Raw genomic sequence first — 23,953 nt, 5'->3', positions numbered from 1 at the left:
GCAAAACTGGATTTTATGTTGTTTTTCCAACTCAATTCTTACTAAATCACTTTATTGTTTGAACAATATTTAAAAAAAAAGATAAAAAAGAACAGACGGGTATGCTTTACACCTATAAATACCTGGATTGTATTGAGGGTTTTTGACTTTCTGTCCCTTATAAAAGAAGTGAAATGAGCAAGGGTAGTGAAATGAGCGATAAGACTGAGCTAATAACAAATGCAGATGCAGCTTCCGTTTCCAATGTTTCGTAACGGGTAGCAATCATAGCGGCGACAGCCGAGCCGGGAAAAGCGACAAGCAGTACGGCTTTGGTTACATCTTCATGGGATAGTCCTATCAGAACAGCAATACCGAGCATAACAATAGGCATCACGATCGCTTTCAGCACAGCGATGCTAAGTGCTTTTGGACTGAACGTAATCTTTTTGATACCAATAGTTACCCCGATGGCAAATAGGGCTGTACCAGCAGTAATATTGCCGATTTGATCAAACATGGATTGCAAAAGTTTCGGAGCGTGGAATCCACATAGAGTCAATACGACACCAAACAAAGGTACGCAGGCAAGCGGCTCGCTGAGTCCATGAAGGACTGATTTCATAGTGACTTTAAATAAGTTGCCTTTAGTGCCGTCGGATTCTGTTGTTTTGCGCTGACCGACCGTTCCCAAAATACTTGCAAGCGGATCAAGAATGGCATTAACGACGATCCCAGTAATCGCAATCGGGATGGCGACTGCCGCACTTCCGAACAAGCTGCCCAGAACCGGAATTCCCATGAATGCAAAAGAAGGCTGTGTCGAATTCAATGCGAACATGGAGGATTCAGTCAGGCCTTTTTTGGCAATTAAGCGATAAACAATGAGCAATACAATATAAAAGCCGATTACACCAAGTAGCAAAGCCACAAGAAAGGGCCACTTTTGAATCAATGTCTCTCTTGGTGTCGTCGTAATACCAATAAACAAGTGTGCAGGTAGAGCAAACTTCGTCACGAGTGTATTTAATCCCTTAGAAGAAGCAGGGTTAAAGGCCTTGAACAATCCTGCGAAATAACCAATTAAAATGACAAAGAAAATAGGAATTAAGATAATAAAAATATGACCTGTAGCCATGATGTCGCCTCCAATGAAGATGTCCGCCAAAAATGGCGGACATCAGTTAAATAATCACTTTGCGTATGCAAGTACAAATTTGATGTTGTTCGCTATTTTTTAAACCAGAACCGCTTCCTGACCATATTGTTTGATTGGTTTATATTTGCAGTCCCACATCGCATCTCGAACTGCTTGTGCGATATCGTCCGGTTGATGACGCGCTACTCCATCCTGAACGGCTGCCTTGGCCACAGCCACGGCTACCGCTTCAGATACTTCGCGTAGCTCGCTGATTTTTGGCAACAGGGAAGCACCAGGCTGCGACAAATCAACCATTTGAGCTACTGCATGGGCAGCTGCTGCAAACATGCTATCTGTTATAATTTTGGATTTTACCACGATTGCGCCGAGACCCAGACCTGGGAACACGAAAGCATTGTTGGATTGCCCAATTTCAAACTTAATATTGTTATAGATCACTGGCTCAAAAGGACTTCCTGTTGCAATGAGGGCTTTTCCTTCGGTCCAGTGGATCAAATCTTGCGGAGTTGCTTCTGCCAGTGGAGTCGGGTTGGACATAGGCATAATAATAGGACGTTCTGTATGCTTAGCCATCTCTTTAACGATTTCCTCACTAAATGCCCCAGTAACACCGGAAGTACCGATCATAATCGTCGGTTTCACGCGGCGAATGACTTCAAGCAAAGGGATTTTGCCATCCTCAGCATGTTCCCAGTCACGGCATTCTGCAACATCACGCACATAAGGGACCTGGAATGGAAAAAGTCCTTCTGTTTCGTTGGTAAGCAGTCCACGGTAATCATAAGCCCAGAAGTTACGTCTTGCTTCTGCTTCTGACAGTCCTTCCAGCATCATGGCGGCGCTAATTTGGTCTGCATTGCCGATTCCAGCAGCTCCTGGACCAAAGACTAGAACCCGATGCTTGCTCAGTGGGATTCCGGATAATTGAACACCAGACATCACACCCGCGAGCGTAACCGCTCCAGTACCTTGAATATCGTCATTAAAAGTCAAAATACTATTTCCGTATTTATTGATAATGTTCCGTGCGTTGACATTGCCCAGATCTTCCCAGTGCAGCAGGGCATTCGGGAAAAAAGAAAGTGCAGCTTGAACATAAGCGTCAATAAATTGGTCATATTGTTCTCCACGTACACGTTTATGACGATTCCCCATATATAAAGGATCTTCCAATAACTTCTCGTTGTTTGTACCTGCATCAAGAACAACTGCCAGCACCCGGCTAGGATCTATACCAGCAGCAGCTGTATACACAGCAAGTTTACCAATAGAGATATTAATACCTCCGACTCCCCAGTCCCCGATTCCCAAAATACTCTCGGAATCTGTGGCTACGATCAGGTCGATATCATCAGGGTCTAGGTTCAAATTCTTAAAAGCCTCTCCAATACCCGCAAGATTATCGATAGATAAATACATACCACCTGGCTTGTGATATTCATGACTGTATTCCTGTATAGCCTGGCCTACTGTTGGTGTATAAACAATCGGGAGCATTTCGCTTAGGTGCTCAGAGAGCAAACGATAATAAAGGACGGTATTCCGATTAAAAAGATCATTTAAAGCAACATTTTTACGCAAATTATCCGGTTGGCTCTGAAATTGCTCGTAAACCCGCTGAACCTGCTCCTCAATAGTTAATATCGTAGGAGGAAGGAGACCATCAAGTCCAAGCTGTTTCCGTTCTTCCAGGGTAAAAGCCACTCCTTTATTCAGCAGTGGGTTGGCAAGTAGATCTTTTCCGGTTAATTTAGTTTCGATAGATCCGTCTTCCGTAAAATGAAAAGCACGCATTCCCAATTCCTTCTTTCTAAAAAATTACATTTAGTTAATCCTTGAACAATTCGTGAACAAGTATACGCCTTATTTTAAACCAAGTGAACAAGTATGTTGTGTGAAAAATGGTTATATAAGTGTTTACATAAGAAAAATTATGAAAATGAAAGCGATTTTCAATGTTTTTCGAATGAAAATTTCATTTAATTTTCATAATATTTTCGGAAAATATTGATTTAGCGTGATAATTATCATAGTTTTTATAGGTGTAATTCGATTGAGTGTGCATGAAAAATAGCTTAACTTCATTTTATATAAACGAAGTTAAGCTATTTTTTTGGCTATAGGGATGGTTGAGGGACAATTCAATGCTTCGCAGCTCTATGTTTAATGAACATCAGGCATTTAATTCTCCGATGCGCTTGACGGCTTCATCAGTAACTGTAGCAGAGCGTTGCATCCAGCTGTTACGCCATTTCAATTGCATTATGATGACGAGGGTAAAGGCACAGAACGTGATTAGGCTCAGAGAGATGAAGCCCGGCATATAGGAACCTGTTGATTTGTATAGATGACCCAGTATAAGGGGAAGGAAGTACCCGCCTATGCCACCAGCAGCGCCGACGATACCGGTCATGAGCCCGATTTCGTTGCCGAACCGCTGCGGAACGAGCTGGAATACGGAGCCGTTGCCAGCGCCAAGGCACATCATGCCTACGAACAGCAGCACAACTACCACGGTAAGTGGCGGTAAAAACGCAATGCCAGCAAGCATAATCCCGGCTCCCGCATACAAGTACATTAACATGCGTGAACCACCAATCCGATCAGACAAAAAGCCACCTACAGGACGAAAGAAGCTTCCGGCAATCACACAAACGGTCGCAAAATCGGCGGCATGTACCGCGGAGAGACCATATTGGGTATTAAAGAAAATAGTCAAATAATTAGAAAGGCCAACGAATCCGCCAAACGTCACGCAGTAAAAGGCACAGAATACCCAGGCATCCCTCTGTTTGAGCACCGAAGCATATTGCGACAGACTTTTTGGTGCTGGGCGGTGAGGGCTGTTGCGGGCAAAAATACTGAACAGAACGAAGACGGTTAAGATGGGGAGGATGGCCAATCCGAAAACGGCTTCCCAACTGCCAAAATGTTGAGCAATGCGGTTGGCGAACAAAGTCGCAAGGACGGTACCGCTATTACCGGCACCGGCAATTCCCATAGCCAAGCCTTGATGCTCTTTGGGGTACCATTGACTGGCCAACGGCAGCGCAGCTGCAAATGATGCTCCGGCTACGCCCAGGAGCAGGGCAACAACATACAAGTGCTCCAGCGAATCAACCCACAGCCAGCCGAGCAAGAGAGGGATTATTGTAACCAGCATACCAATCTGTCCCGTGAGCTTCGGACCGATATAATCCGACATGAATCCGAGCACGAGCCGCAGCAGGGAACCACCAAGTATGGGTAGGGCGACAAGATTGGCTTTCTGTACAGGGTCCATTGGGTAATCATTAGCAATTACAACGGCCAATGGTCCGATCATTCCCCATATCATAAAACTGATATCAAAATACAGAAAGGAGCCAAATAGGGTGGGCTTGTGTCCGCTTTTCCAGAAACTTTTTTTGTTCATTCTCCATCTCTCCTGTTCTAATTGTTGTTCTTTGTCTTCAAAATGTAATTTGAACATGAAAAAGCCGCAAATCGCCCCTACATGGTATCTAGGAAACGGTTTGCGGCTTCATTGCCGTGGTTGACACACCTCATTGTGAGTCGACTTGGTATGATCACGTTGGAGTGATTTTAATCAAATTATAAAAAAGGATCTGTTTTATGTCAATATACATAACACAAAATCGCAAAAAAATTAATTATAAGGTGAAAAATATAGCTTTCATGTATTGAATATTGACATGACATTCACAATTCAGTAATCTTAGATACATATCGGTACAACGATGTGCCGACATTTACGGCAACGGTGCCCTTTTCCATTGAATGGAGAAGGGCTTTTTCTGTCTTATTTTATTCGGAGAATGGGGCTGGTTTAATATGATGAAAAAACTGGTCGTCGTCGGCAACGGTATGGCAGGCATTAAATGTGTGGAAGAAATACTTGATCTGGAGCCAGAGCGGTTCCAAATCACGATATTTGGTGCAGAGCCCCGTCCCGGGTACAACCGAGTGCTCCTGTCCAAAATGCTTCAGGAGGAGAGCTCATTTAAACATATCGTTACCCATGACTGGGACTGGTATGAAGAGAACGGGGTAAAGCTGTACGCGGGTGAACGCGTCTGTCGTATTGATGTTGCAGCCGGGATGGTGGAAACGGAATCCGGCATGAAAGAACCTTATGACATGCTCATATTGGCAACGGGCTCATTGCCTTTCATGCCGCCCATTCCCGGAGCTCGAAAACAGGGAGTAATCGCTTTTCGTGATGTGAATGATTGTGAAACCATGGCAAGATATGCCAAAACATACCGTAAGGCCACAGTTATCGGAGGGGGGTTGTTAGGACTTGAAGCCGCTCAAGGCCTGCTGAATCTAGGGATGGAAACTGAGGTTGTTCATAATGCGCAGTATCTTATGAACCGTCAGCTTGACCGGACGGCGGCTGTGCTTCTGCAGCGAAAGCTGGAGCAACAGGGCATGAGGTTTCATTTGGCGAAGGAAACGGTCAACATCATAGGCCGAAACAGGGCGCAAGGATTGATGTTTGCGGACGGGAACAGGTTGGAAACGGATTTGGTTGTGCTGGCGGTTGGTATCCGACCGAATATCAAATTAGCTCAGGACAGCGGTCTGACCGTAAACCGTGCCATTGTCGTGGATGATTATATGCGCACGAGTATTCCCGGTATTTATGCCGTCGGCGAATGTGCTGAGCATCGCGGGATTTCATACGGGCTAGTGGCGCCGCTATATGAGCAGGGCAAAGTGCTGGCAAAAGTTATTTGTGGTCGTGAAACGCCTCCCTATGAAGGGACGGTTCCATATGCGCAGCTCAAGGTAGCGGGGATTCATGTGTTTTCCGTAGGAGACATTCGCGATGAGGGAAACGAGACAGCAATCATGGAATATAACGGGATGCTGGAGGTTTACAAAAAAGTAATGATGCACGGCGGCGCTGTCACTGGCGCCATTTTGTTCGGAGATACGGCGGAAAGCACCTCGCTGTTCGGAATGGTACGGCGTGGCGCGCCCGCTACAGAGCTTACATCCCGGGATAACAGCGGAAGCAGAGCAGAGGATGCGGCAGCGGCACTGCCGGAAGAGGAAACGGTATGTGCATGCAATGGCGTGAGCAAGGGGGCTATTTTGCGAGCGATTGCCACGGATAAGCTGAAGACGGTGGAAGAAGTGAAAAGCCGGACCAAAGCATCCGGTTCCTGTGGGGGCTGTCGGCCGCTGGTGGCTGCACTGGTCAAAAATAGTTTGTCCCGATCGACAGTTTCCGGGCCTGTAGTTACTTCGACCGCCCAAGAAGTTGTCCCTGTGTGTGGATGTACGGACTACGATCATGATTCGCTTAAGACAGCTATGGTGGACGCAGCCTGTCAGACACCAAAGGAAGTAGTGTCCCGTCTCGGTTGGACCAGACAGCAGGGGTGTGAATTATGTCGTCCAGCTGTACTTTATTATTTGGAATCTCTCGGGTTGCGCGACAGATCTGCGACAAATCCATTAAGTTCTGGTGTTGCAGTTCAGGTCGCCGAGCAGTGCGGAGGAGAAGCGCCCTCTGCGGGTCTGCGCTTTACGAACCTAAATGCCGAGAATCAGGCTTTTGTTGAGTCGGACCTGATGGATCAGGCATTTGTAGAAGTAGCCTGGCTAAGAGAGCGGTTAGCAACTTTATGGGGAAGTCTCGCATTGCCCTCGTTGGTTACAGTTTCTGTTTGTCCTGGATCGGCGTATCCCGGAGGTGTACTTGTCCACGATATTGGAATATCCCGATCTCCAGCAGGCTGGGAGGTTTATGCCGGTGGTCATGCTGAGCATCCGGTTCGCCAGGGGCAGCTGCTTGGATTGGAGGAGGACCCGACAGAAGCGGTCCTGCTGGCTGCAGTTTGCTTGCGAATATACCGACATAGTGCCCGGTACGGGGAGAAAATGTGGGAGTGGATTGAAAGGACTGGCGTTCTGGCGCTACGGGAAAGTGTGCTTGATGCTACTCTTCGAAGTGAACTGGCGGGCAGTCTGCGGACCACAATGCTGACAGGATAACGGGTTGAGTTGGAGTTGTGGCGATATAGCTTTCGTGTGCAGACAATAAAATTTCGAAAAATGGCGAAGGGGAGGTGACTTTGATGTGTCAGTCAGGAGAAGGCAAACCGGAAGCTGGGCTACATGTAGCGTTAGTAATGGATACGCAGTGCCCGTTTTGCAGCGTGCAATGTAAGATGACCGTTAGCACGGGTACAGAGACACTCGCAGGTATCATCCGTACAGTGTATAAGGCGGAAGGGAAGCCCAATGCAGCCTCGCAGGGTAGGTTGTGCATCAAGGGAATGAATGCGCATCAGCATGCAACTCATGCGGAAAGGCTGGTACAGCCTCTCATACGCAAAGAGGGCAAACTTGTTCCCGTCAAGTGGGAGGAGGCATTGGATACTATAGCTAGCAGTTTCTCTACGCTACTGTCCACACAGGGTGCCGATGCAATCGGAATTTACGGTGGAGGTTCACTCTCCAATGAAACGGCTTATTTACTCGGTAAATTTGCAAGAGTAGCTCTAGGTACGCGATATATCGATTATAACGGGCGCTTCTGCATGTCGGCAGCGGCATCCGCTGGTAGTAAAGTGTTTGGCGTTGATCGCGGACTGACCTGCAGACTGGCAGATATTCCGTTGGCTCGTTGTATTGTGCTCGCAGGTACGAATATCGCTGAATGCCAGCCGACCTTAATGCCTTACTTTCATCAGGCGAAGGAGAACGGCGCGTTTGTCATTGTAATTGACCCGCGCGCGACACCAACGGCGGCGGCCGCCGATTTGCACCTGCAAATCAAGCCAGGTATGGATACTGTACTGGCCAATGCCATGCTAAAGGTCATCGTGGATGAAGGATTTGCGAATGAAGAGTTTATCCGCAAGCGGACCAACGGCTATGCCCAGCTGTTGACTCATTTGAAGGATGTGGATCTGAGCGAATCGGCTGCGTTGTGCGGAATTGAGGTAGAAATGATCCAGCAGGCAGCACGTGCCTTTGGCAGTGTGGAGACCGGTATTGTTTTTACGGCTAGGGGTGTTGAACAGCAGACAGATGGACATATGGCGGTGCGTGCATTTCTTAATCTGGTGCTGGCCACTGGAAAGATTGGACGGGAAGGATGCGGTTATGGAGCTATCACAGGTCAGGGAAATGGGCAAGGGGGGCGAGAGCACGGCCAAAAGGCTGACCAGCTTCCTGGTTATAGATCAATTGAGAATGAAGAGGATCGAGCCTATGTGGCGTCCGTGTGGGGAGTAAAACCAAGCAGTTTGCCGGGTAAGGGAGTGTCCGCCTATGAAATGATGGAGCTTGTCCATCAGAGAGAAATCCAAGCTTTGTTCGTGATGGGCTCTAATCCTGTTGTATCTAACCCGAATGTCCGGCTGGTGGAGGAAGCCCTCAAAAAGCTGAATTTGCTGGTTGTGGCGGATATGTTTCTCACTGAAACTGCGCGGATGGCCGACGTTGTTTTGCCTGTGACGTCTTATTTGGAGAATACGGGGACGATGACCAATCTGGAGGGCCGCGTTCTGCTACGAGAAGCGGCGAGGCCCGCACCGGGCGAGGCTAGAGATGACTGGAACATTTTGTGTCAGTTGGCTGCAAAGCTAAACAAGGGCAGCTATTTCTCTTACAGGGATGCTGAGCATATCTTTGAAGAACTGCGGCTCGCCAGCCGGGGCGGTCCTGCTGATTATTATGGGATCACATATGACAGGCTGCGTCGTGAAGAAGGAGTATATTGGCCATGCCCGTCTACGGACAGAGTCGGTATGGATACGATGTTTCGGGAAACCTTTGCCCATTCCGATCAAAAGGCTGTTTTTACGGTGGTTGAAAGCTGTGGAGCAGGAGAGGAGATATCAGAGGAGTACCCGCTTATTTTGACGAACGGCCGTGTACTGGCTCATTATTTGACCGGTGCACAAACGCGCCGAAGTCCGTCGCTGGCCGCGCGAGAGATTGAAAATTATGTGGAAATTCATCCGCGGACAGCGCGACGCTGGCATATCAGGGACGGCGAGTGGGTAGAAATAGCATCACAGCGCGGCAGCTTCACTGTCCGCAGCCGAGTCAAACCACATATCCGCGAAGACACGCTCTTCGTACCCATGCATTGGGGTGGGATACAAAATGTAAATCGGGCGACCCGACCCGATCTTGATCCGTTCTGCCGGATGCCTGGCTTCAAAACGGCTGCTGTACGCATCCGTCCCCTTCACCTGGCCGCAGCCGCAACCAGTGCAGATAATGGGGAGTGGTCTGAGTTCTAGAGCAGAACTGAGTAAGTGACTTTTTCTTTGCATAAAAGGCCAGCCCCCTTTGTATGAGTGAGGGAGCTGGCCTTTTTGGGTTGGATAGTTTAGAACCCGCGATCACTAGACTGTGTGACGCTAATAATTATAAATGCAATCGGGTTTCGGATATGCTTGCTCCCGTTTTTATTTCTTTTCTGAGCATAGCTTCCCGCCAGTGACAATACAAACCCCAGGCGTCCCCGTTTTCTAGCAGCGGTTTGCAGGTATATAAACCTTCCTCTATGGAGTCGACTCGTCCCGCAACGAACAGTCGGACTGCACTGTTGAGTAACACCTGATTCGAAAAGGCTATAGAAGCTGTGGCTTGTAGCACTTCCTCCGTAATGCGCAGCTGTTCAGCGGGGGTCCAGTTATGCTCGGGTACCACCGAATCCAGCCCGTACATTTCCGGATTAATAACCTGTAGTGATACCTCGCCGTTAGCAAGCAGGTAAGTCCGGGTCGGCCGATCGATGAACAGATCCTCCGATCCTTCGCTCCCCTGGACGATCAGAGCCCTGTGGTAATTCAGATTTTGCATGAGTTTCGCCGTCTTTTCGAACACAGTATTGTGGAAAACGCCGAATACAATATACGGTGAAGAACCGTAATCAATCAGTTTTTCGGCAGTATTCAGCACTGTGCGAAGCCCCAGCTCTTCGCGAATGGACCGCAGATCTCGCAGGGGCGCGCACCACTGTTCGGAGGCTATGAATAGTACACCAGTCAGCTTCGCGGCATGAATGGCGGTTTCGCGTGTCATGTTCCGGGACGTAACCCCCATTTCCTGCAGTAAAAGCGGTAGCGTAACCCCCCATTTAGGAGGGAGAGGTGCGCTGCCATGCATCGTTACAGGTATTCCGCATGAGGCGAGTACGAAGGCTGTTGCGAAGGTGGCGATAAACGATGACTTCCTGCCATCGTACGGACCGGCAAAATCAATACCTTCCTGCATCGGGAAGCGATGGGTATATTTACGGCAGACGTTTACGAATGCTTCCAGCTCGGCAACGCTCTCCATTTTAATGCGCTCCGCGGCAAAGAAAGCTCCGATTTGAGCAGGGGTTGCCGACTGGGTCATAATAAGTTCGGCAGCAGCTTCGGCTTCGGCATAATTCAGATCTCGGGCACCTCTTTTGCCGCGACCCACTTCTTTTAATATTTCAATGATATTCATGTTCAGGCCCCTTTCAGATTTATGCTTTTAGCATTTGCTGTGCTTTGACGATGGAGATGGCCACATCAACGATACGTTTGCGTTCGTTCATTGCTTTTTTGCGTAGCACATCGTATGCTTCCGCTTCCGGGATGCCGTTTACTTCCCCCAGTATTCCTTTGGCCATATCAATCCATTTGCGTTCTTCCAGTCGAGCGGTCAGTTGCTTGCGTTCACTTTGCCAATGCTGGCGTTCAAAAAAGCGTTTGGCACTAAAATGAAGAGCCCAATTCAGCTCATAGGCTGCCATTGAAGGGGTTAGAATGCCATCGACAGTGACATCAGCTTCACAAGCCTCTGTCGATGATAGCGCTGATTCTGCGCTGCACCACCAGAGCAATGGGACCGCTTTGGCTTGCTCCAGCCTGTCACTCCATATGCTGATAGTGCCGACAGGTATGTTTAGTACCGCTGCATCTGCATTAAGGATTAGCTGTTTGATTTCGGATTCATTGCGGCAGGGCAGAGTTAGGTATCCGTTGGACTCTAAAAGGTACTCAGGTCCTGCCTGCCATGAGGAAACGGCGTGTGTCTGCTCAGATACATGGTCAGAATGTAAGTGAATTACCAACAAGGAACGCAAGCGGGCTCCTCCTCTCTGTAACATGAAGGGTGGTTAGGGATGGGATGGTATTCATTGATAACAAATATGACATGTAATTTTATCTGTCTGCTTATTTTTTTCACCATCATCAAATTAAAACGGACTTTTAAACCATTTTGGCGTGTTTTGGTCTGAAAATCAATCCTAATTTTGTAGGAGAGTGATATTTTATACGTCATAGATATGTTACATAGTGATAAAATATAATTTTTTATAAGATATTGCGTAAGGAATGTTGACATATCATTTGAACCATTATATATTAGCTACAGTACTTTTTAATTCCATACTCTGATGGATACAACGGCGTATTCGATGAAACGGCAATGGAGCCTGTTTTCTCATGTGAGGGATATTTTGAATCCCCATATGTGAAGCAGGCTTTTTATGTTTTAAGGATACAAATGGAAGGGGAGTGACCTGATGAAGGATATCCAAAAGTTAGTGTTGATCGGCAACGGAATGGCGGGAATACGCACTCTCGAACATTTGCTGAAGCTTGCACCAGGTAGCTATGAGATTACGGTATTCGGGGCCGAGCCCCATCCAAACTATAACCGAATCATGCTGTCCTCCGTTCTGGCGGGAGGGGCTGGTTTGCAGGATATTGTCATCAACGACTGGAGTTGGTATGAAGACAACAATATTCGATTGTATACCGATGATCCTGTCACAGCCATCGATACGGAAAAGCAGCAGGTGACGTCGCGCTCTGGCGTATGCATCTCTTATGACTTGTTGTTGTTGGCAACGGGTTCTAAAGCCTTTATTCTGCCGCTTCCAGGGGCCGACAAGGATGGTGTTATCGGTTTTCGGGATATTCGTGACTGTGAAACGATGATGGAGACAGCAAAGACGCACAAAAAAGCAGCCGTCATCGGCGGCGGATTGCTTGGACTAGAGGCAGCCAGGGGGCTGCTCAACTTGGGGATGGACGTCACAGTTATTCATATTAACGGATATATTATGGATCGGCAGCTGGATGAGGCTGCTTCCCTTATGCTACGGCGCGAGCTGGAGGAGCAGGGAATGACTTTTCTGGTCAATAAGCGGACGGCGGCTATTACGGGGCGTCGCCGCGTGGAAGGGTTGAAATTTGCCGATGGCAGCGAGCTGGAAGCAGATCTGATCGTTATGGCGGTAGGCATCAAACCAGACATTGAACTGGCGGTATCGGCGGGAATCCCTGTAAACCGCGGCATCATCGTAAATGATTACATGGAAACGAATATCCCCGGCATCTACGCCGTTGGCGAATGCGCAGAACACCAGGGAATCACTTACGGGCTGGTTGCTCCATTATATGAGCAAGGTGGTGTACTGGCTCAGCGGCTCGCGGGAATGGAGACTCCCGGCTACAGTGGTTCTGTTACCTCGACAAGGTTGAAGGTATCGGGTGTCGACGTGTTTTCAGCAGGGGATTACAAGGATGAACCGGGAACACGTTCCCTGCGGTATCAGGATGATATTGGCGGCGTCTACAAAAAAATCGTGATCAAGGAAGAAAAACTGATCGGAGCCGTTCTGTTTGGGGATACGTCTGACGGAGCCATGCTGTTTTCTTTGATCAAAAGTGGCGAGTCGGTGATTGGCCGAGAGAAAGAGTTATTACTTGGCTTCAATCCCGGTCAACCTGAAGCTAGTGGCGCCATGATGCTGGAGCAGATGCCTGATGACGAAATTGTATGCGGATGTAATGGTGTATCCAAGGGTGACATTGGAGAGGCGGTTGCGGCTGGCTGCCGGAGTGTCGGGGAGATTAAGGCATGCACGAAGGCATCGGCATCATGTGGCGGCTGCAAGCCATTAGTGGAGGGACTCTTACAGCTATACGCAGGCGCAGAAGCCGGAGAAACGATGAAAGAGGGAATTTGTAGTTGTACGACGCTTGACCGGGAAGCGATCATTGATGGCATTCGGGAGATGGGATTGAAGAGTGTTAAAGAAGTGATGAATGTGCTGGGCTGGAACGAGCCAGAAGGATGTACCAAATGCCGGCCGGCCCTCAATTATTATCTAGGTATGCTATGGCCGCTGGATTATGAGGATGAGAAGGAATCCAGATTCACGAATGAACGTTACCATGCCAATATTCAGAAAGATGGCACCTATTCTGTCGTGCCTCGCATTTATGGAGGAGTTACTTCACCTGCCGATTTGAAGAAAATTGCTGCTGTCGCAGAGAAATACAATGTGCCTCTGGTGAAATTTACGGGGGGCCAACGTCTTGACCTGCTTGGTGTGAAGAAGGAGGATTTGCCGGGGATCTGGGCCGAGTTGGATATGCCGTCTGGATATGCCTATGGAAAGACGCTACGAACGGTTAAGACGTGCGTAGGTAACACCTTTTGCCGCTTTGGCACTCAGGATGCTATGGGTATGGGCATCCGGTTGGAAAAGGCATTTGAACGTCTGAATGCCCCATCCAAAGTTAAACTGGCTGTATCTGGTTGCCCGCGTAACTGCGCTGAAGCGACGATCAAGGATTTGGGCGTCGTTGCTATTGACGGTGGCTGGGGGATCTACGTTGGAGGTAACGGCGGTATTAAGGTTCGGGCAGCTGAACTGCTTTGTACCGTTAAAACCGAGGATGAAGTGATGGAATGGACCGGTGCCTATCTGCAGTATTATCGCGAGCAGGCCAATTGGAACGAACGCACAGCCCATTGGGTGGAACGGGTCGGAGTTGAATCCATCAAACAGGCACTCGCGAATGCAGAGACGAGGAAGCAACTGGTGACCAGAATTGAGGAGACGTTAAGCACGACGACTGATCCGTGGCACGAAATTATTCACAACGAAGAGCTGCGCAAAAATTTTGTGCAGCTGCCGGAACTTAAGCCAGTAATGGAATAGGGGGCTGACAAAATGGAGACCAATACGACAACCAACAGAATCAGAATAGCTGATCTGAACGAAATTGACCGACGTGGAGCAAGGACAGTTCGCATTCATAATACAGAGATAGCTGTATTCCGTCTGAGCGATGGCAGCGTGCATGCGCTTGAGAATCGTTGTCCGCATAAAGGGGGACGGTTATCCGAAGGAATGATATGTGGCTCAGCGGTCCATTGTCCGCTCCATGACTGGAAGGTTGACCTTTCCACTGGCCGGGTACAAGAGCCGGATACTGGATATGTGACTGCTTACCCCACGGAGATTGACAGTGAGAGCGGGGCGGTTTATATCGTAATCTAAGAGTTCTATGCGTATTGTGCTGTGGGTTCTGCTTTTTTCCTTCTATATATAGAAGGATCAAGGTGAAAGGCTTTGCTGAAGAAGCGGGTTGTTAAAGTGCAATGATCTGAGTATACAGAAAAGTCGACCCTATTTTTCCGGAAGGATTTTTTATCTTATAAGTATCATTTTGATTAAAAAATAGGTTATTGACTAAATCTTAGTCAATAACCTATTTTCTTTTCACAGGATAACTGGATTTATCTCTAGACAAACAAAAAAGCCTTGAGTATCAAGGCTTTTGACGAATAGGACGGATGGGGATCGAACCCATGACCCTTACCCTGTCAAGATAATGCTCTCCCGCTGAGCTACCGTCCTGCGGTTACTAGATAATATCATGTATTAACCATATATGTAAAGTGGAAAAATAGAAATCAGCCTGTACTTCATGACCATTTATATATATAATTCGAATTTAGCGAGTTTGCAATTTGGAATTAATGATAGGGGGAACAGATGATGGCCGCAGAAATTATAAGTGTAACAACAGAGGAGCAGCTACAGAAGGCAATATCGATCCGTACTAAAGTGTTTGTCGAAGAGCAAAAGGTTCCTCTCGATTTAGAAATTGACCATTATGACAAGCTGGGAGATACGGCCCATCATTTGCTAATTTGTGAACATGGTGAAATGGTGGCCACTGGTCGGTTGACATACTATGAGGAAGATACAGCTAAAATGCAACGTATTGCCGTTCTCAAGGAGCATCGTGCCTCAGGCTATGGACGTGTATTACTGCTAGCACTGGAGGAACGTGCACGTGAATTGGGGCTAAGATACTCGCTGCTAGATGCCCAATGTCAAGCCGAGAAGTTTTACGAAAAGCTCGGTTATGAGACGATCTCTGATGAACCTTTTGACGATGCGGGAATACCGCATGTACGTATGCGCAAAAAGTTGTAGTCGACAGCGTAAGGTGCATACAAATCTGTACAATGTGCATGCTAGTAAAAGTTCCTCCACTATACTATGGATAAGGAGCGATACAGCATGGCTAATACAGAACGGGAGCAAATTACAGCAGTACGTAAAAACGGGGATGGCGACCTTACGTCTTTTCAGACATCTACCGGTCGGATTTTAGATTATAGCCAAGCATTGAACGAGATTGAGGCAGGCTCAATTGCAGGCGTTAACGTTTTCAAGGCCAAGGATGGAAGCAAACGAATTCGGGGAGATGCCGATGGAGATCCTTCTAATAACCTGGATCAACTGCCATTGTTCTGACCTTAACTCGCAACACTAGCATTATATTCAAGAACAGCAAGCCGCCTGGCTATCCTTTGTAGGAAAGCCAGGCGGCTTTTGTTAATTGTTCAAGCTGTATTTAGCATACTACTCTGCACGTTCCAACTCTGAGAGTTGATATACTCGTTGCTGCTCCAGAAAGGACATGACCCCTGCCTTCTCCTTGAACTGTTCCATATCATCACTATAGTGCATCAGATGAATCCGCTCTTGAAGAGATGGCGCCAAGCTTAGTAGCTCGTCCAACGTCGTATGGACTTCTCCAGCGCCTTGTAATTGAACCTCATGCAGAATACTCCGACATCCTCGTTCATGCACCAGATGATGAAGCAAATCAGGGTCAAAAACCATATCTGCACTATAAAAAAGGCGGTCATTAATAATTATGGAATAACTGTCTTTACCAGGAATATGCCTTGTAGGGATTAGCTCCACCTGGATACCGGATACCAATGTAGTGGGTACACCAGGCGTTATTACGTTTACCTCGAATACATCTTCAAGCTTGTCAATCATACCCTGCTGTGACATCCCGCCCTTGAGTGTGTGCTCCCATAAAGGGTGGATTAGTGGTTCGGCGATATAAAGTAGAGGCTTGCGACGATGGAGAATGTTCATTTGAAAACCGAATTCCTCCAAACCTCCGACATGATCTGCGTGAATATGTGTAATTAAAATTGCGTCAATATCAGGCAAGGGGACGCCCATTTGGTGTAATGCTAAAGAAGCGGTTGTACCGCAATCGATCAGCAGTTTGCCTTCTCCGCTGTCCAGCAGCGCGTTGTTGTTGTAATAATGCTTGGCAAAGGCACTGCCTGTGCCAAGCATTTGTATCGTTAGGCTCATTATGGATTTATCCTCCAGACTTTTGTGTACTAGGACATTCTACAGTCGTATTTTATCACCTATGCTGCCGGAACTAAAGATTTGGCTCCTTATGTAAAAACTTTGGACAATTTGTGAAACACAGCGCAACTTGTGCGGCTGAGCTAGGTATAAATGTACGACAGAAGGTTTTTAACAGATGACGATGGAGGGATTAGTAGTGATGAAATGGAGAAGAGTGATGGCCCTAATGATGGCCTTTTCAATAATGGGAGGGACCGCCATTTCGGCGGAATCCGCCAAGGACCAAGTGCAGTTGATTATTAATGGAGAAGTGTCAAAAGATGGTGCAGTTGTCATTGATGGGAAAACCTATGTGCCCATCCGTGATTTTAACGGACTTGTAAATTTTGATCCATCCGGTGGAAAAGTTGTTTTCGACCAGCCTAACGTGCATATGTTCCTGTTCAAGGGAGATACTGTGTTTGGTAACGTGAATAAAGGCAATAAAGTGAAATTTAATGTATTTAGTCAGATTGATACCTTGAAAACAGATATCTCCGGAGTGAAGGTAGCGATCACCGACCCTTCGGGCAACGTGAAGGATATTCAGTCTCAAGATATCAAAGGAGCGCAAAAGGATAACTTCTGGTTCCGTACAAACGACTTTACGTATGATTTCAAAACAGCAGGGAATTACCGGGTTGGTTTCTATATTAAAGAGAGCAAAGACGGCAGCTATACCTTGGTGTCCGAAAAAGTCATTACAGCGATAAATTAGGCATACCACAAATTGACCTGCACCCTTGATCATGTTACGATACGGGGGAAAATAAAACAATTTGAAGGTAGGTATTTCCATGAGTGATCACAAACATGAACACGGTGAAGCCTGCAACCACGATCATGACCACGAACATGAAGAAATGGTTCTTACGCTAACTGATGAAAATGGTAAAGATGTAGAAATGGTGCTGGTAGAGACCTTTGACGTAGAAGATCACATTTATGCTCTTCTGCTTGAGCGAGGCAATCCTGAAGCGGATGGCATTATTCTTCGTATGGAAGAAGAAAACGAAGAAATGGTGCTTTACAATATTGAGGACGAAGATGAGTGGAAACGTGTAGAAGCTGCATATAGCGAGCTTGTTGCCCAATACGAATAGAATTGGATGTAGCAGGTGTATAGCTCTTCAAGAAAAAGAGCCCCCGAATGGGGGCTTTTTTTCTTGACTATCAACATATTTTGTAAGCATGTGTTGACAGTTCAATATTATGAAATAGCGTCAGTTTCGACGATAACCTTCACCTGATGTACTGTTCGGTCCTCAGGTCCCTTTACAGGCAGGCCTACTTCTACATGTTCAACAATATAATCAATATTGTCTTGCGAAATAACTTCTCCTGGCAGTAAGATCGGAATACCAGGTGGATACACATAGATGAATTCTGCAATAATGCGACCTGCAGATTCCTTGAAAGGCACGATTTCCGTATCTCCATAAAAAGCGTCTCTTGGAATGAGGGAGAGCTGAGGGATATCCGGTATCTTTACAACTAGCTCATGCTCCTGACCTGTGGAATAGTGCAGAGAAGCCAGCTCACGCAGAGCTTTTAACAAAATTTCAATTTCCTCTTTGGTATCACCAGGGGTCACCAAACAGAGAATATTGTACATATCGCTAAGCTCAACCTCGATATTGTAGTGATCTCTCAGCCAATTTTCCACATCGTATCCGGTAAGGCCCAAATGGCGAATATGAACCGTAATTTTGGTTGGATCATAATCATAGGTAGCTTCCGTGCCAAGAATTTCGCTGCCAAAGCAATATAGCCCTTCAATCTTGTTGACCTCTGAACGACAATATTCAGCCAATTCCAGAGCACGTTGTGCTATTTCATGACCGTTAAGGGCCAGATTACGTCGGGATGTGTCCAACGAAGCCAGCAGAATATACGAAGTCGACGTTGTTGTCAGCATACTGAAAATCGTTTGTACACGCTGTGGGTTAACGTATCCGTTTTTCGTATTTACATTCAGAATTGAGCTTTGAGTCAAGGAACCACCCAGCTTGTGAACGCTTGTAGCTGACATGTCTGCTCCCGCCTCCATGGCGGACATCGGTAGATCAGAGTGAAAATGAATCAGTACTCCATGAGCCTCATCGACCAGGACCGGCACATTATAGCTGTGAGCGAGATCTACAATTTCCTTTAAATCGGCGCACACACCGTAATATGTCGGGTTGATAACAAGGACGCCCTTGGCGTCAGGGTGACGTTCTAATGCCCGGCGTACGGACTTGGTTGTAACCCCGTGATGAATACCGAGATTCTCATCACTGACTGGAGAAATAAATACTGGTTTTGCACCAGCAAAGATAATGGCAGACATTATAGATTTGTGTATGTTTCGGGGTACAATAATTTTATCACCAGGCATGCAAATGGACATAATCATGGTGATGATGGCTCCGCTTGTTCCCTGTACACTGTAATACGTATAATCAGCTCCGAAGGCCTCTGCTGCAAGCTTTTGAGCTTCTTCGATGACGCCTGATGGCTGATGCAGATCGTCCAATGGAGCGATATTGATCATATCTATGGAAAAGGCATTATCCCCCATAAATTCGCGAAATTCCGAATCTGCTCCCACTCCCTTTTTATGACCTGGGATGTGAAATTGAACCGGGTTGCTCTGAGCATGCTTTTTCAAAGCAGTAAAAAGCGGGGTGTTGCTTTGATTCATTAGTGTTGTCACAACCTTTCGTGCAGGATTTTGATAATCCTGTGCAAGTGATAATAGAACAAAATTGAGTATAGCAGTTTGAAGTAGGAATGCAAGCGATTGAGGGCGCATTTATTTGCGAAAGAGTGGAGTAGGCTGTGAACCTGGTCTTTATAGCCAAAAAATGAAGGTGGAGGATGTGGATTAGATGAGGCAAATAGGACGAAAAAAAGCTCCGCAGCGGTTGTGGACTCCCTTTTTTACTAAATTGTGGGTTTTGGTATTTCTGGTCGAATTTATGAAAGGATCTCTTCTGGTATCCATCCTGCCGGTATATATGGGAGAGACGCTTGGTTTGTCGGCCGGGATTATTGGTTTGGCCTTTTCGCTTCAGTATTTTGGAGACAATGCGTTTCGGGCACCGGCGGGGTGGATGGCTGAACGGCTCGGTTACCGTGGAACGATGTCGACCGCGCTGTTGTTTACGCTTGTAGCGATTATTATGCTGAGCGTATTGACAGAGCCCGTGTGGCTCGTCGTCGCGTGTCTGCTGCTCGGTCTGGGTACTTCTCCGCTCTGGCCTTGTGTTATGACCGGAACGACCGAAATGTCCGGGCCTAATAACAGTAATGGCGCGGCGATGGGCACACTGGAAATTGCGTCTATGGGTGGAACGGGATTGGGTCCGCTCATTATGAACTTCGCCATATCCCACTATGGGCATTCTTACGGCATGGTGTTCATGATTTTGATAGGGTGCAGTATTGTATTGTTGTTGGTTGCTCTTATGCTGCCAGGACCGAAAAGGTCTCCTGATAAAGGTGACCTCGAACAGAGCGCTCTAGTGTCGTCTGATGGGTACACAAAGCAGAAACAGCAAATTCTGAAAGGAATCCAGGAGACGATCGGTGTGCTCAAAACAAAGCTTAACGTCAATCCGTTAATTTACCCGGCGCTGTTTTTGCAGTCTTTTGTTATCGGTTTGATCAGCCCCGTACTGACGCTGTACGCACGGACGGACCTCGGGATTTCACCAAACCTGTACAGCGTGCTTCTGATTGCAGGCGGTGGGGTGACTGTGCTGGCACTGATCCCTTGCGGCAAGTTGGTCGACAGACTTGGAACGGAGTATTTTCTACATGTTGGCTTTTTGCTAGCCGGAATTACGCTGTTTTTCTTCTCAATCGTTCGATCTATTCCGCTGGTGTTTGTATCCGTGGCGCTTATTGGTTTGGGATATGCGCTCATTTTGCCTGCATGGAATACGTTTCTTGCCCGATTGATTCCGGAAAGCGAGCGAGCAACGGTATGGGGCTTTTTTTTAACACTTCAAGGCTCCGGCATGGTTATAGGCCCGCTCGTTTCAGGAGTGCTATGGGACCGTGCCGGACACACAGCTCCATTTATCATCAGTGGGGTCGTGATGCTGCTCATGTTTGGCTGCCACCTGGCTCTGGCGCGTAATCCACGGAGGAAGACTGTAGAGGCCTGAACAGCGCCTTGAAAAGCGGCGAGGGCTACTCTTTCGAGAAAGACATTCGGTACAGCGGCAGCAAATGCTCAAAGGTAGAACGCACTGCCTGTAATAATGCAGCCCCGTCGCTGGCAAGTGGATCTTCTCGGTCAATACGGATTCCACACATGACCTCCGCTTTTTTTACCTGTTGCAGCTTGTGGATGATCGTTTGAAAATTTTCATTATCCATATGTTGTTGTTCCGTGCCTTCCGGGGCCATATGATCCATGGACCAGTAAAAATGATCCGGTAGGTTAGAACGCACATCACTCAGGTTGGCTTCGAGTGCCTGAGCAAATGTAGCTTTGTTAGGACTTTCATAAATAATTGCAAAAATAACGAATAGATGGGAAGCGAACATACCTACCTCAAAATGCGGCAACGCCTTGTACCCGCGCTTATTTGCCGCCCAGGCAACCCAAGTATCTTTGGGTGGATTGACTTTGCGTCGTGCATGCTTGGCGACGTGAACGTGCATAGGCTCTCCACATAAGTCCGTCAGGAAGGGGGCCAGTTCCTCGCCAATCGCCTCCAGCTTGGGCCGAACCTGCTGAATTAGCACCTCCATACGAGGCTCCAACCCCGGTATTTCAAAAACATCGAAGTCCTTTGCGGTAAATCCACTAAATGTCATTCCTTTTCCTCCTGTAACTGGGTTAAGCCATATCGTGTGGCGTAATATGTCCGATTATAGCATAATGCCAACGGGCTTGAGCGACTTTAGACTAGGTTTGAAACAAGCATATAAGGCAAAAGTAGGATTGTTCGCTGTTACTCATAAAAATAGGTCAAATAACCAAGTACCCTTACATAAAATGAAGTATAAAATAGAGCAAGGGAAGATCAAGCGGGAAAGCCGCAGGCTTGCTGTAGCCGGACTTCTTGAATCGGACTTGAAAAAGGAGGGAATGCCGTGAACAAGGGCTGTGAGGTAGAATATTGCAATCTAGAGCTCCGGTTTAGCCGTCGGCATATCCATAATCTGATCAAGGATTTGATATCGGAAGGGTATTCGCTGTACTGGAGCGAGGATGAGTCGTACCTGGTTTTGTCGGTGAGAACCGGGCGCAAGCTGGTGAAGCTCCGTTTTCAACAGCTGCGCACAGGACACTACAAGTTGGCTGGAGATTATGTAATCCGCGATGCCAAGCTGGCTGAGTGGTTGGAGAAGCTGATTGGAAGCACTCGAGGTCATGCTATTGTCAAAAGAGTCAAGGATCATCATATTTTGGTAGAAAATATTTTGTTCGGTGAGGTCATTCGTCTGGTCGAGGTTACAGGCTTTAAGCAGCGTGTCATTTATCAGAAGGGACCGGTGCTGTCCGCACAGGAAATGGAGGATATGTACGCTTCCAATGAAGGAGAAACCAGACTGCTGCTGCTTAAAATGGAAGTGGACGATGAATTGGAGAAGCTGTTCATAGCGATGACAGAGGGAGATAAGGCTAAAATCGGGAATTGCCATGAACGCCTGCAAACGCTATCCCACCAACTGCTGATGATGGAAGCGTAGTACATCTGAACACCTCATGTAAATGGGGTGTTTTGATCTGTGAATAGACAGGGGTTCACTTCTTACATTAAAAACGTTAAAATAGAAGTGCACGTGTTCCGATTCACATAAAGTGTAATGCGGTAAAGCGGCGATATAGAAGACAAAATATGTTGCAAAGGATGAGGAACCAGATGGCAAAACAGCAAATTGGTGTGATCGGCCTGGCGGTAATGGGTAAGAATTTAGCCCTTAACATTGAGAGCAGAGGCTTCACCGTCTCGGTTTTTAACCGCTCTCCAGAAAAAACGCATGATCTTATCAAAGAAGCAGAAGGTAAAAAACTGACGGGTACTTTCTCTATTGAAGAATTTGTGAACTCATTGGAATCCCCCCGTAAAATCCTGATCATGGTTCAAGCTGGTAAAGCAACAGATGCCACGATTGAACAGCTTGTGCCTCATCTGGACAAGGGCGACATTATTATAGACGGAGGCAATGCCTACTTCCCTGATACACAGCGCCGCAGCAAGGAGCTGGAGGAAAAAGGACTTCGCTTTATTGGTACAGGCGTATCCGGTGGTGAAGAAGGTGCCTTGAATGGTCCTGCCATCATGCCGGGTGGACAAGAAAGTGCCTATAAACTGGTAGAGCCGATTCTAACGGCAATCTCTGCTAAAGTGGAAGGCGACCCATGCTGTACATATATCGGTCCCGACGGTGCTGGTCACTATGTAAAAATGGTGCATAACGGTATTGAGTACGGCGACATGCAATTGATCGGTGAAGCGTATCACTTGTTGAAATCAGTCCTGAATGTGAATGCGGAAGAGCTTCATGAAATCTTCACGGAATGGAATAAAGGGGAACTGGACAGCTACCTGATCGAAATTACAGCTGACATATTCTCCCAGTACGATGCTGAAACAGGTAAGCCAATGGTAGACGTTATCTTGGATGCTGCTGGTCAAAAAGGTACAGGTAAATGGACGAGCCAAAGCGCGCTGGATCTGGGTGTGCCATTGTCCATGATTACCGAATCCGTATTCTCCCGCTTCTTGTCTGCTATGAAAGACGAGCGCATTGCGGCAAGTAAGGTGCTGAGCGGTCCTAATGCTGAGTCCTTCAGCGGCGACAAAAAAGAATTTATCGAAAGTGTGCGTAAAGCACTGTTTGCAAGTAAAATCGTGTCCTATGCTCAAGGTTTCGCTCAAATGCGTGCAGCTTCCGATGAATATGATTGGGATTTGAAATACGGAAAAATCGCTATGATCTTCCGCGGTGGTTGCATTATCCGCTCGCAATTCCTGCAAAACATCAAGGATGCATATGACCGCGATCCCGCCTTGAAAAACCTGTTGCTGGATTCTTACTTCAAAAATGTAGTTGAAACGTATCAAGATGCATGGCGTCAAGTGATTTCCGTGGCTGTATCCCAAGGTATTCCAGTGCCTGGCTTCTCCAGCGCGCTTGCATACTATGACAGCTACCGCACTGAGCGTTTGCCAGCAAATCTGCTGCAAGCACAACGTGACTACTTCGGTGCCCATACGTTCAAACGTGTGGATAAAGAAGGCGTATTCCATCATCAATGGTTCTAATGGACGGACGGATATGTATGAATAGCATTATGTAATACAACGGAA

19 protein-coding genes and 1 tRNA gene are annotated in these 23,953 nt (G+C 47.2%); 11 read left to right on the top strand and 9 right to left on the bottom strand.

Features of this window, described 5'->3' with window-relative positions; all coding sequences use genetic code 11:
* Positions 1-157: 157 nt before the first annotated feature.
* The 3 genes from T3H97_RS16090 to T3H97_RS16080 all read right to left on the bottom strand — a co-directional run bounded on the left by T3H97_RS16090 (position 158) and on the right by T3H97_RS16080 (position 4,556).
* Entirely contained in the window at positions 158-1,117 is a 960-nt protein-coding gene (locus T3H97_RS16090) for an AEC family transporter (protein WP_025718424.1), read from the bottom strand.
* A 99-nt stretch (positions 1,118-1,216) separates the two neighbouring features.
* Complete coding sequence (locus T3H97_RS16085; protein ID WP_103048604.1) at positions 1,217-2,935, bottom strand: NAD-dependent malic enzyme; 1,719 nt, start codon at positions 2,933-2,935, stop codon at positions 1,217-1,219.
* Between the two features lie 379 nt (positions 2,936-3,314).
* Complete coding sequence (locus tag T3H97_RS16080; protein ID WP_328800247.1) at positions 3,315-4,556, bottom strand: nitrate/nitrite transporter; 1,242 nt, start codon at positions 4,554-4,556, stop codon at positions 3,315-3,317.
* 419 nt (positions 4,557-4,975) lie between these two features.
* Between T3H97_RS16080 and nirB (T3H97_RS16075) the strand changes: the two genes are divergently transcribed.
* Together nirB (T3H97_RS16075) and nasC are read left to right on the top strand one after the other, a co-directional pair.
* The gene (gene nirB, locus T3H97_RS16075) at positions 4,976-7,150 is read left to right on the top strand and encodes a nitrite reductase large subunit NirB (protein WP_328800246.1); all 2,175 of its coding nucleotides are present in this window, start codon (positions 4,976-4,978) and stop codon (positions 7,148-7,150) included.
* Positions 7,151-7,233: 83 nt separating this feature from the next.
* On the top strand, positions 7,234-9,414 hold the full coding sequence (nasC, locus tag T3H97_RS16070; RefSeq protein WP_328800245.1) for an assimilatory nitrate reductase catalytic subunit NasC: 2,181 nt from the start codon (positions 7,234-7,236) through the stop codon (positions 9,412-9,414).
* Positions 9,415-9,541: 127 nt separating this feature from the next.
* Here nasC and T3H97_RS16065 read toward each other — a convergent pair whose 3' ends face one another.
* On the bottom strand, positions 9,542-10,615 hold the full coding sequence (locus tag T3H97_RS16065) for an anthranilate phosphoribosyltransferase (RefSeq protein WP_134903183.1): 1,074 nt from the start codon (positions 10,613-10,615) through the stop codon (positions 9,542-9,544).
* A 19-nt stretch (positions 10,616-10,634) separates the two neighbouring features.
* Positions 10,635-11,237 carry an ANTAR domain-containing response regulator gene (locus tag T3H97_RS16060; protein ID WP_328800244.1) on the bottom strand — a complete coding sequence of 201 codons (603 nt, stop codon included), beginning with the start codon at positions 11,235-11,237 and terminating at the stop codon, positions 10,635-10,637.
* A 444-nt stretch (positions 11,238-11,681) separates the two neighbouring features.
* Here T3H97_RS16060 and nirB (T3H97_RS16055) point away from each other — a divergent pair, with 444 nt between their 5' ends.
* On the top strand, positions 11,682-14,114 hold the full coding sequence (nirB, locus tag T3H97_RS16055) for a nitrite reductase large subunit NirB (RefSeq protein ID WP_328800243.1): 2,433 nt from the start codon (positions 11,682-11,684) through the stop codon (positions 14,112-14,114).
* Between the two features lie 12 nt (positions 14,115-14,126).
* Positions 14,127-14,456 carry a nitrite reductase small subunit NirD gene (gene nirD / locus T3H97_RS16050; protein ID WP_190297560.1) on the top strand — a complete coding sequence of 110 codons (330 nt, stop codon included), beginning with the start codon at positions 14,127-14,129 and terminating at the stop codon, positions 14,454-14,456.
* Between the two features lie 288 nt (positions 14,457-14,744).
* Here nirD and T3H97_RS16045 read toward each other — a convergent pair.
* A tRNA-Val gene (locus T3H97_RS16045) sits at positions 14,745-14,816 on the bottom strand.
* A 141-nt stretch (positions 14,817-14,957) separates the two neighbouring features.
* On the opposite strand from T3H97_RS16045, the gene T3H97_RS16040 reads away from it, so the two are divergent.
* Positions 14,958-15,401 carry a GNAT family N-acetyltransferase gene (locus tag T3H97_RS16040; protein ID WP_103048611.1) on the top strand — a complete coding sequence of 148 codons (444 nt, stop codon included), beginning with the start codon at positions 14,958-14,960 and terminating at the stop codon, positions 15,399-15,401.
* Positions 15,402-15,488: 87 nt separating this feature from the next.
* The gene (locus T3H97_RS16035) at positions 15,489-15,725 is read left to right on the top strand and encodes a DUF3892 domain-containing protein (protein ID WP_013371899.1); all 237 of its coding nucleotides are present in this window, start codon (positions 15,489-15,491) and stop codon (positions 15,723-15,725) included.
* Between the two features lie 108 nt (positions 15,726-15,833).
* Here the strand turns inward: T3H97_RS16035 and T3H97_RS16030 are convergent, their stop codons facing one another.
* A complete protein-coding gene (locus T3H97_RS16030) occupies positions 15,834-16,592 on the bottom strand; it encodes an MBL fold metallo-hydrolase (RefSeq protein ID WP_328800242.1) in 759 nt (252 codons plus the stop codon).
* Between the two features lie 202 nt (positions 16,593-16,794).
* On the opposite strand from T3H97_RS16030, the gene T3H97_RS16025 reads away from it, so the two are divergent.
* Positions 16,795-17,352, top strand: coding sequence for a hypothetical protein (locus T3H97_RS16025; RefSeq protein ID WP_013310940.1), 558 nt, complete (start codon positions 16,795-16,797; stop codon positions 17,350-17,352).
* Between the two features lie 79 nt (positions 17,353-17,431).
* Entirely contained in the window at positions 17,432-17,737 is a 306-nt protein-coding gene (locus T3H97_RS16020; protein ID WP_061828984.1) for a DUF1292 domain-containing protein, read from the top strand.
* Between the two features lie 107 nt (positions 17,738-17,844).
* Here the strand turns inward: T3H97_RS16020 and T3H97_RS16015 are convergent, their stop codons facing one another.
* Complete coding sequence (locus tag T3H97_RS16015) at positions 17,845-19,320, bottom strand: aminotransferase class I/II-fold pyridoxal phosphate-dependent enzyme (RefSeq protein WP_250239429.1); 1,476 nt, start codon at positions 19,318-19,320, stop codon at positions 17,845-17,847.
* Between the two features lie 187 nt (positions 19,321-19,507).
* On the opposite strand from T3H97_RS16015, the gene T3H97_RS16010 reads away from it, so the two are divergent.
* On the top strand, positions 19,508-20,791 hold the full coding sequence (locus T3H97_RS16010; protein ID WP_328800241.1) for an MFS transporter: 1,284 nt from the start codon (positions 19,508-19,510) through the stop codon (positions 20,789-20,791).
* Between the two features lie 25 nt (positions 20,792-20,816).
* Here the strand turns inward: T3H97_RS16010 and T3H97_RS16005 are convergent, their stop codons facing one another.
* Positions 20,817-21,449, bottom strand: coding sequence for a YktB family protein (locus tag T3H97_RS16005; protein ID WP_328800240.1), 633 nt, complete (start codon positions 21,447-21,449; stop codon positions 20,817-20,819).
* A 279-nt stretch (positions 21,450-21,728) separates the two neighbouring features.
* On the opposite strand from T3H97_RS16005, the gene T3H97_RS16000 reads away from it, so the two are divergent.
* Positions 21,729-22,328 (top strand): hypothetical protein, encoded by a 600-nt coding sequence (locus T3H97_RS16000; RefSeq protein WP_328800239.1) that lies wholly within the window; start codon positions 21,729-21,731, stop codon positions 22,326-22,328.
* A 173-nt stretch (positions 22,329-22,501) separates the two neighbouring features.
* On the top strand, positions 22,502-23,908 hold the full coding sequence (gene gndA, locus T3H97_RS15995) for an NADP-dependent phosphogluconate dehydrogenase (RefSeq protein WP_013310934.1): 1,407 nt from the start codon (positions 22,502-22,504) through the stop codon (positions 23,906-23,908).
* Positions 23,909-23,953: the final 45 nt, after the last annotated feature.

Origin of the sequence: Paenibacillus sp. LX16 (assembly GCF_036252815.1) — a bacterium.
GTDB classification, from domain to species: domain Bacteria; phylum Bacillota; class Bacilli; order Paenibacillales; family Paenibacillaceae; genus Paenibacillus; species Paenibacillus polymyxa_B.
Note: the sequence above shows the minus strand (reverse complement) of the source record. Positions and strands in the feature narration are given on the sequence as shown.

Excerpts from the sequence above, each read along its gene's own strand:
- nirB (WP_328800246.1), top strand. The coding sequence starts at position 4,976 with ATGATGAAAAAACTGGTCGTCGTCGGCAACGGTATGGCAGGCATTAAA.
- nasC (WP_328800245.1), top strand. The coding sequence starts at position 7,234 with ATGTGTCAGTCAGGAGAAGGCAAACCGGAAGCTGGGCTACATGTAGCG.
- nirB (WP_328800243.1), top strand. The coding sequence starts at position 11,682 with ATGAAGGATATCCAAAAGTTAGTGTTGATCGGCAACGGAATGGCGGGA.
- T3H97_RS16010 (WP_328800241.1), top strand. The coding sequence starts at position 19,508 with ATGAGGCAAATAGGACGAAAAAAAGCTCCGCAGCGGTTGTGGACTCCC.
- gndA (WP_013310934.1), top strand. The coding sequence starts at position 22,502 with ATGGCAAAACAGCAAATTGGTGTGATCGGCCTGGCGGTAATGGGTAAG.
- T3H97_RS16005 (WP_328800240.1), bottom strand. The coding sequence starts at position 21,449 with ATGACATTTAGTGGATTTACCGCAAAGGACTTCGATGTTTTTGAAATA.
- T3H97_RS16025 (WP_013310940.1), top strand. The coding sequence starts at position 16,795 with ATGAAATGGAGAAGAGTGATGGCCCTAATGATGGCCTTTTCAATAATG.
- T3H97_RS16090 (WP_025718424.1), bottom strand. The coding sequence starts at position 1,117 with ATGGCTACAGGTCATATTTTTATTATCTTAATTCCTATTTTCTTTGTC.
- T3H97_RS16040 (WP_103048611.1), top strand. The coding sequence starts at position 14,958 with ATGGCCGCAGAAATTATAAGTGTAACAACAGAGGAGCAGCTACAGAAG.
- nirD (WP_190297560.1), top strand. The coding sequence starts at position 14,127 with ATGGAGACCAATACGACAACCAACAGAATCAGAATAGCTGATCTGAAC.
- T3H97_RS16030 (WP_328800242.1), bottom strand. The coding sequence starts at position 16,592 with ATGAGCCTAACGATACAAATGCTTGGCACAGGCAGTGCCTTTGCCAAG.
- T3H97_RS16085 (WP_103048604.1), bottom strand. The coding sequence starts at position 2,935 with ATGCGTGCTTTTCATTTTACGGAAGACGGATCTATCGAAACTAAATTA.
- T3H97_RS16020 (WP_061828984.1), top strand. The coding sequence starts at position 17,432 with ATGAGTGATCACAAACATGAACACGGTGAAGCCTGCAACCACGATCAT.
- T3H97_RS16065 (WP_134903183.1), bottom strand. The coding sequence starts at position 10,615 with ATGAATATCATTGAAATATTAAAAGAAGTGGGTCGCGGCAAAAGAGGT.
- T3H97_RS16080 (WP_328800247.1), bottom strand. The coding sequence starts at position 4,556 with ATGAACAAAAAAAGTTTCTGGAAAAGCGGACACAAGCCCACCCTATTT.
- T3H97_RS16015 (WP_250239429.1), bottom strand. The coding sequence starts at position 19,320 with ATGAATCAAAGCAACACCCCGCTTTTTACTGCTTTGAAAAAGCATGCT.
- T3H97_RS16035 (WP_013371899.1), top strand. The coding sequence starts at position 15,489 with ATGGCTAATACAGAACGGGAGCAAATTACAGCAGTACGTAAAAACGGG.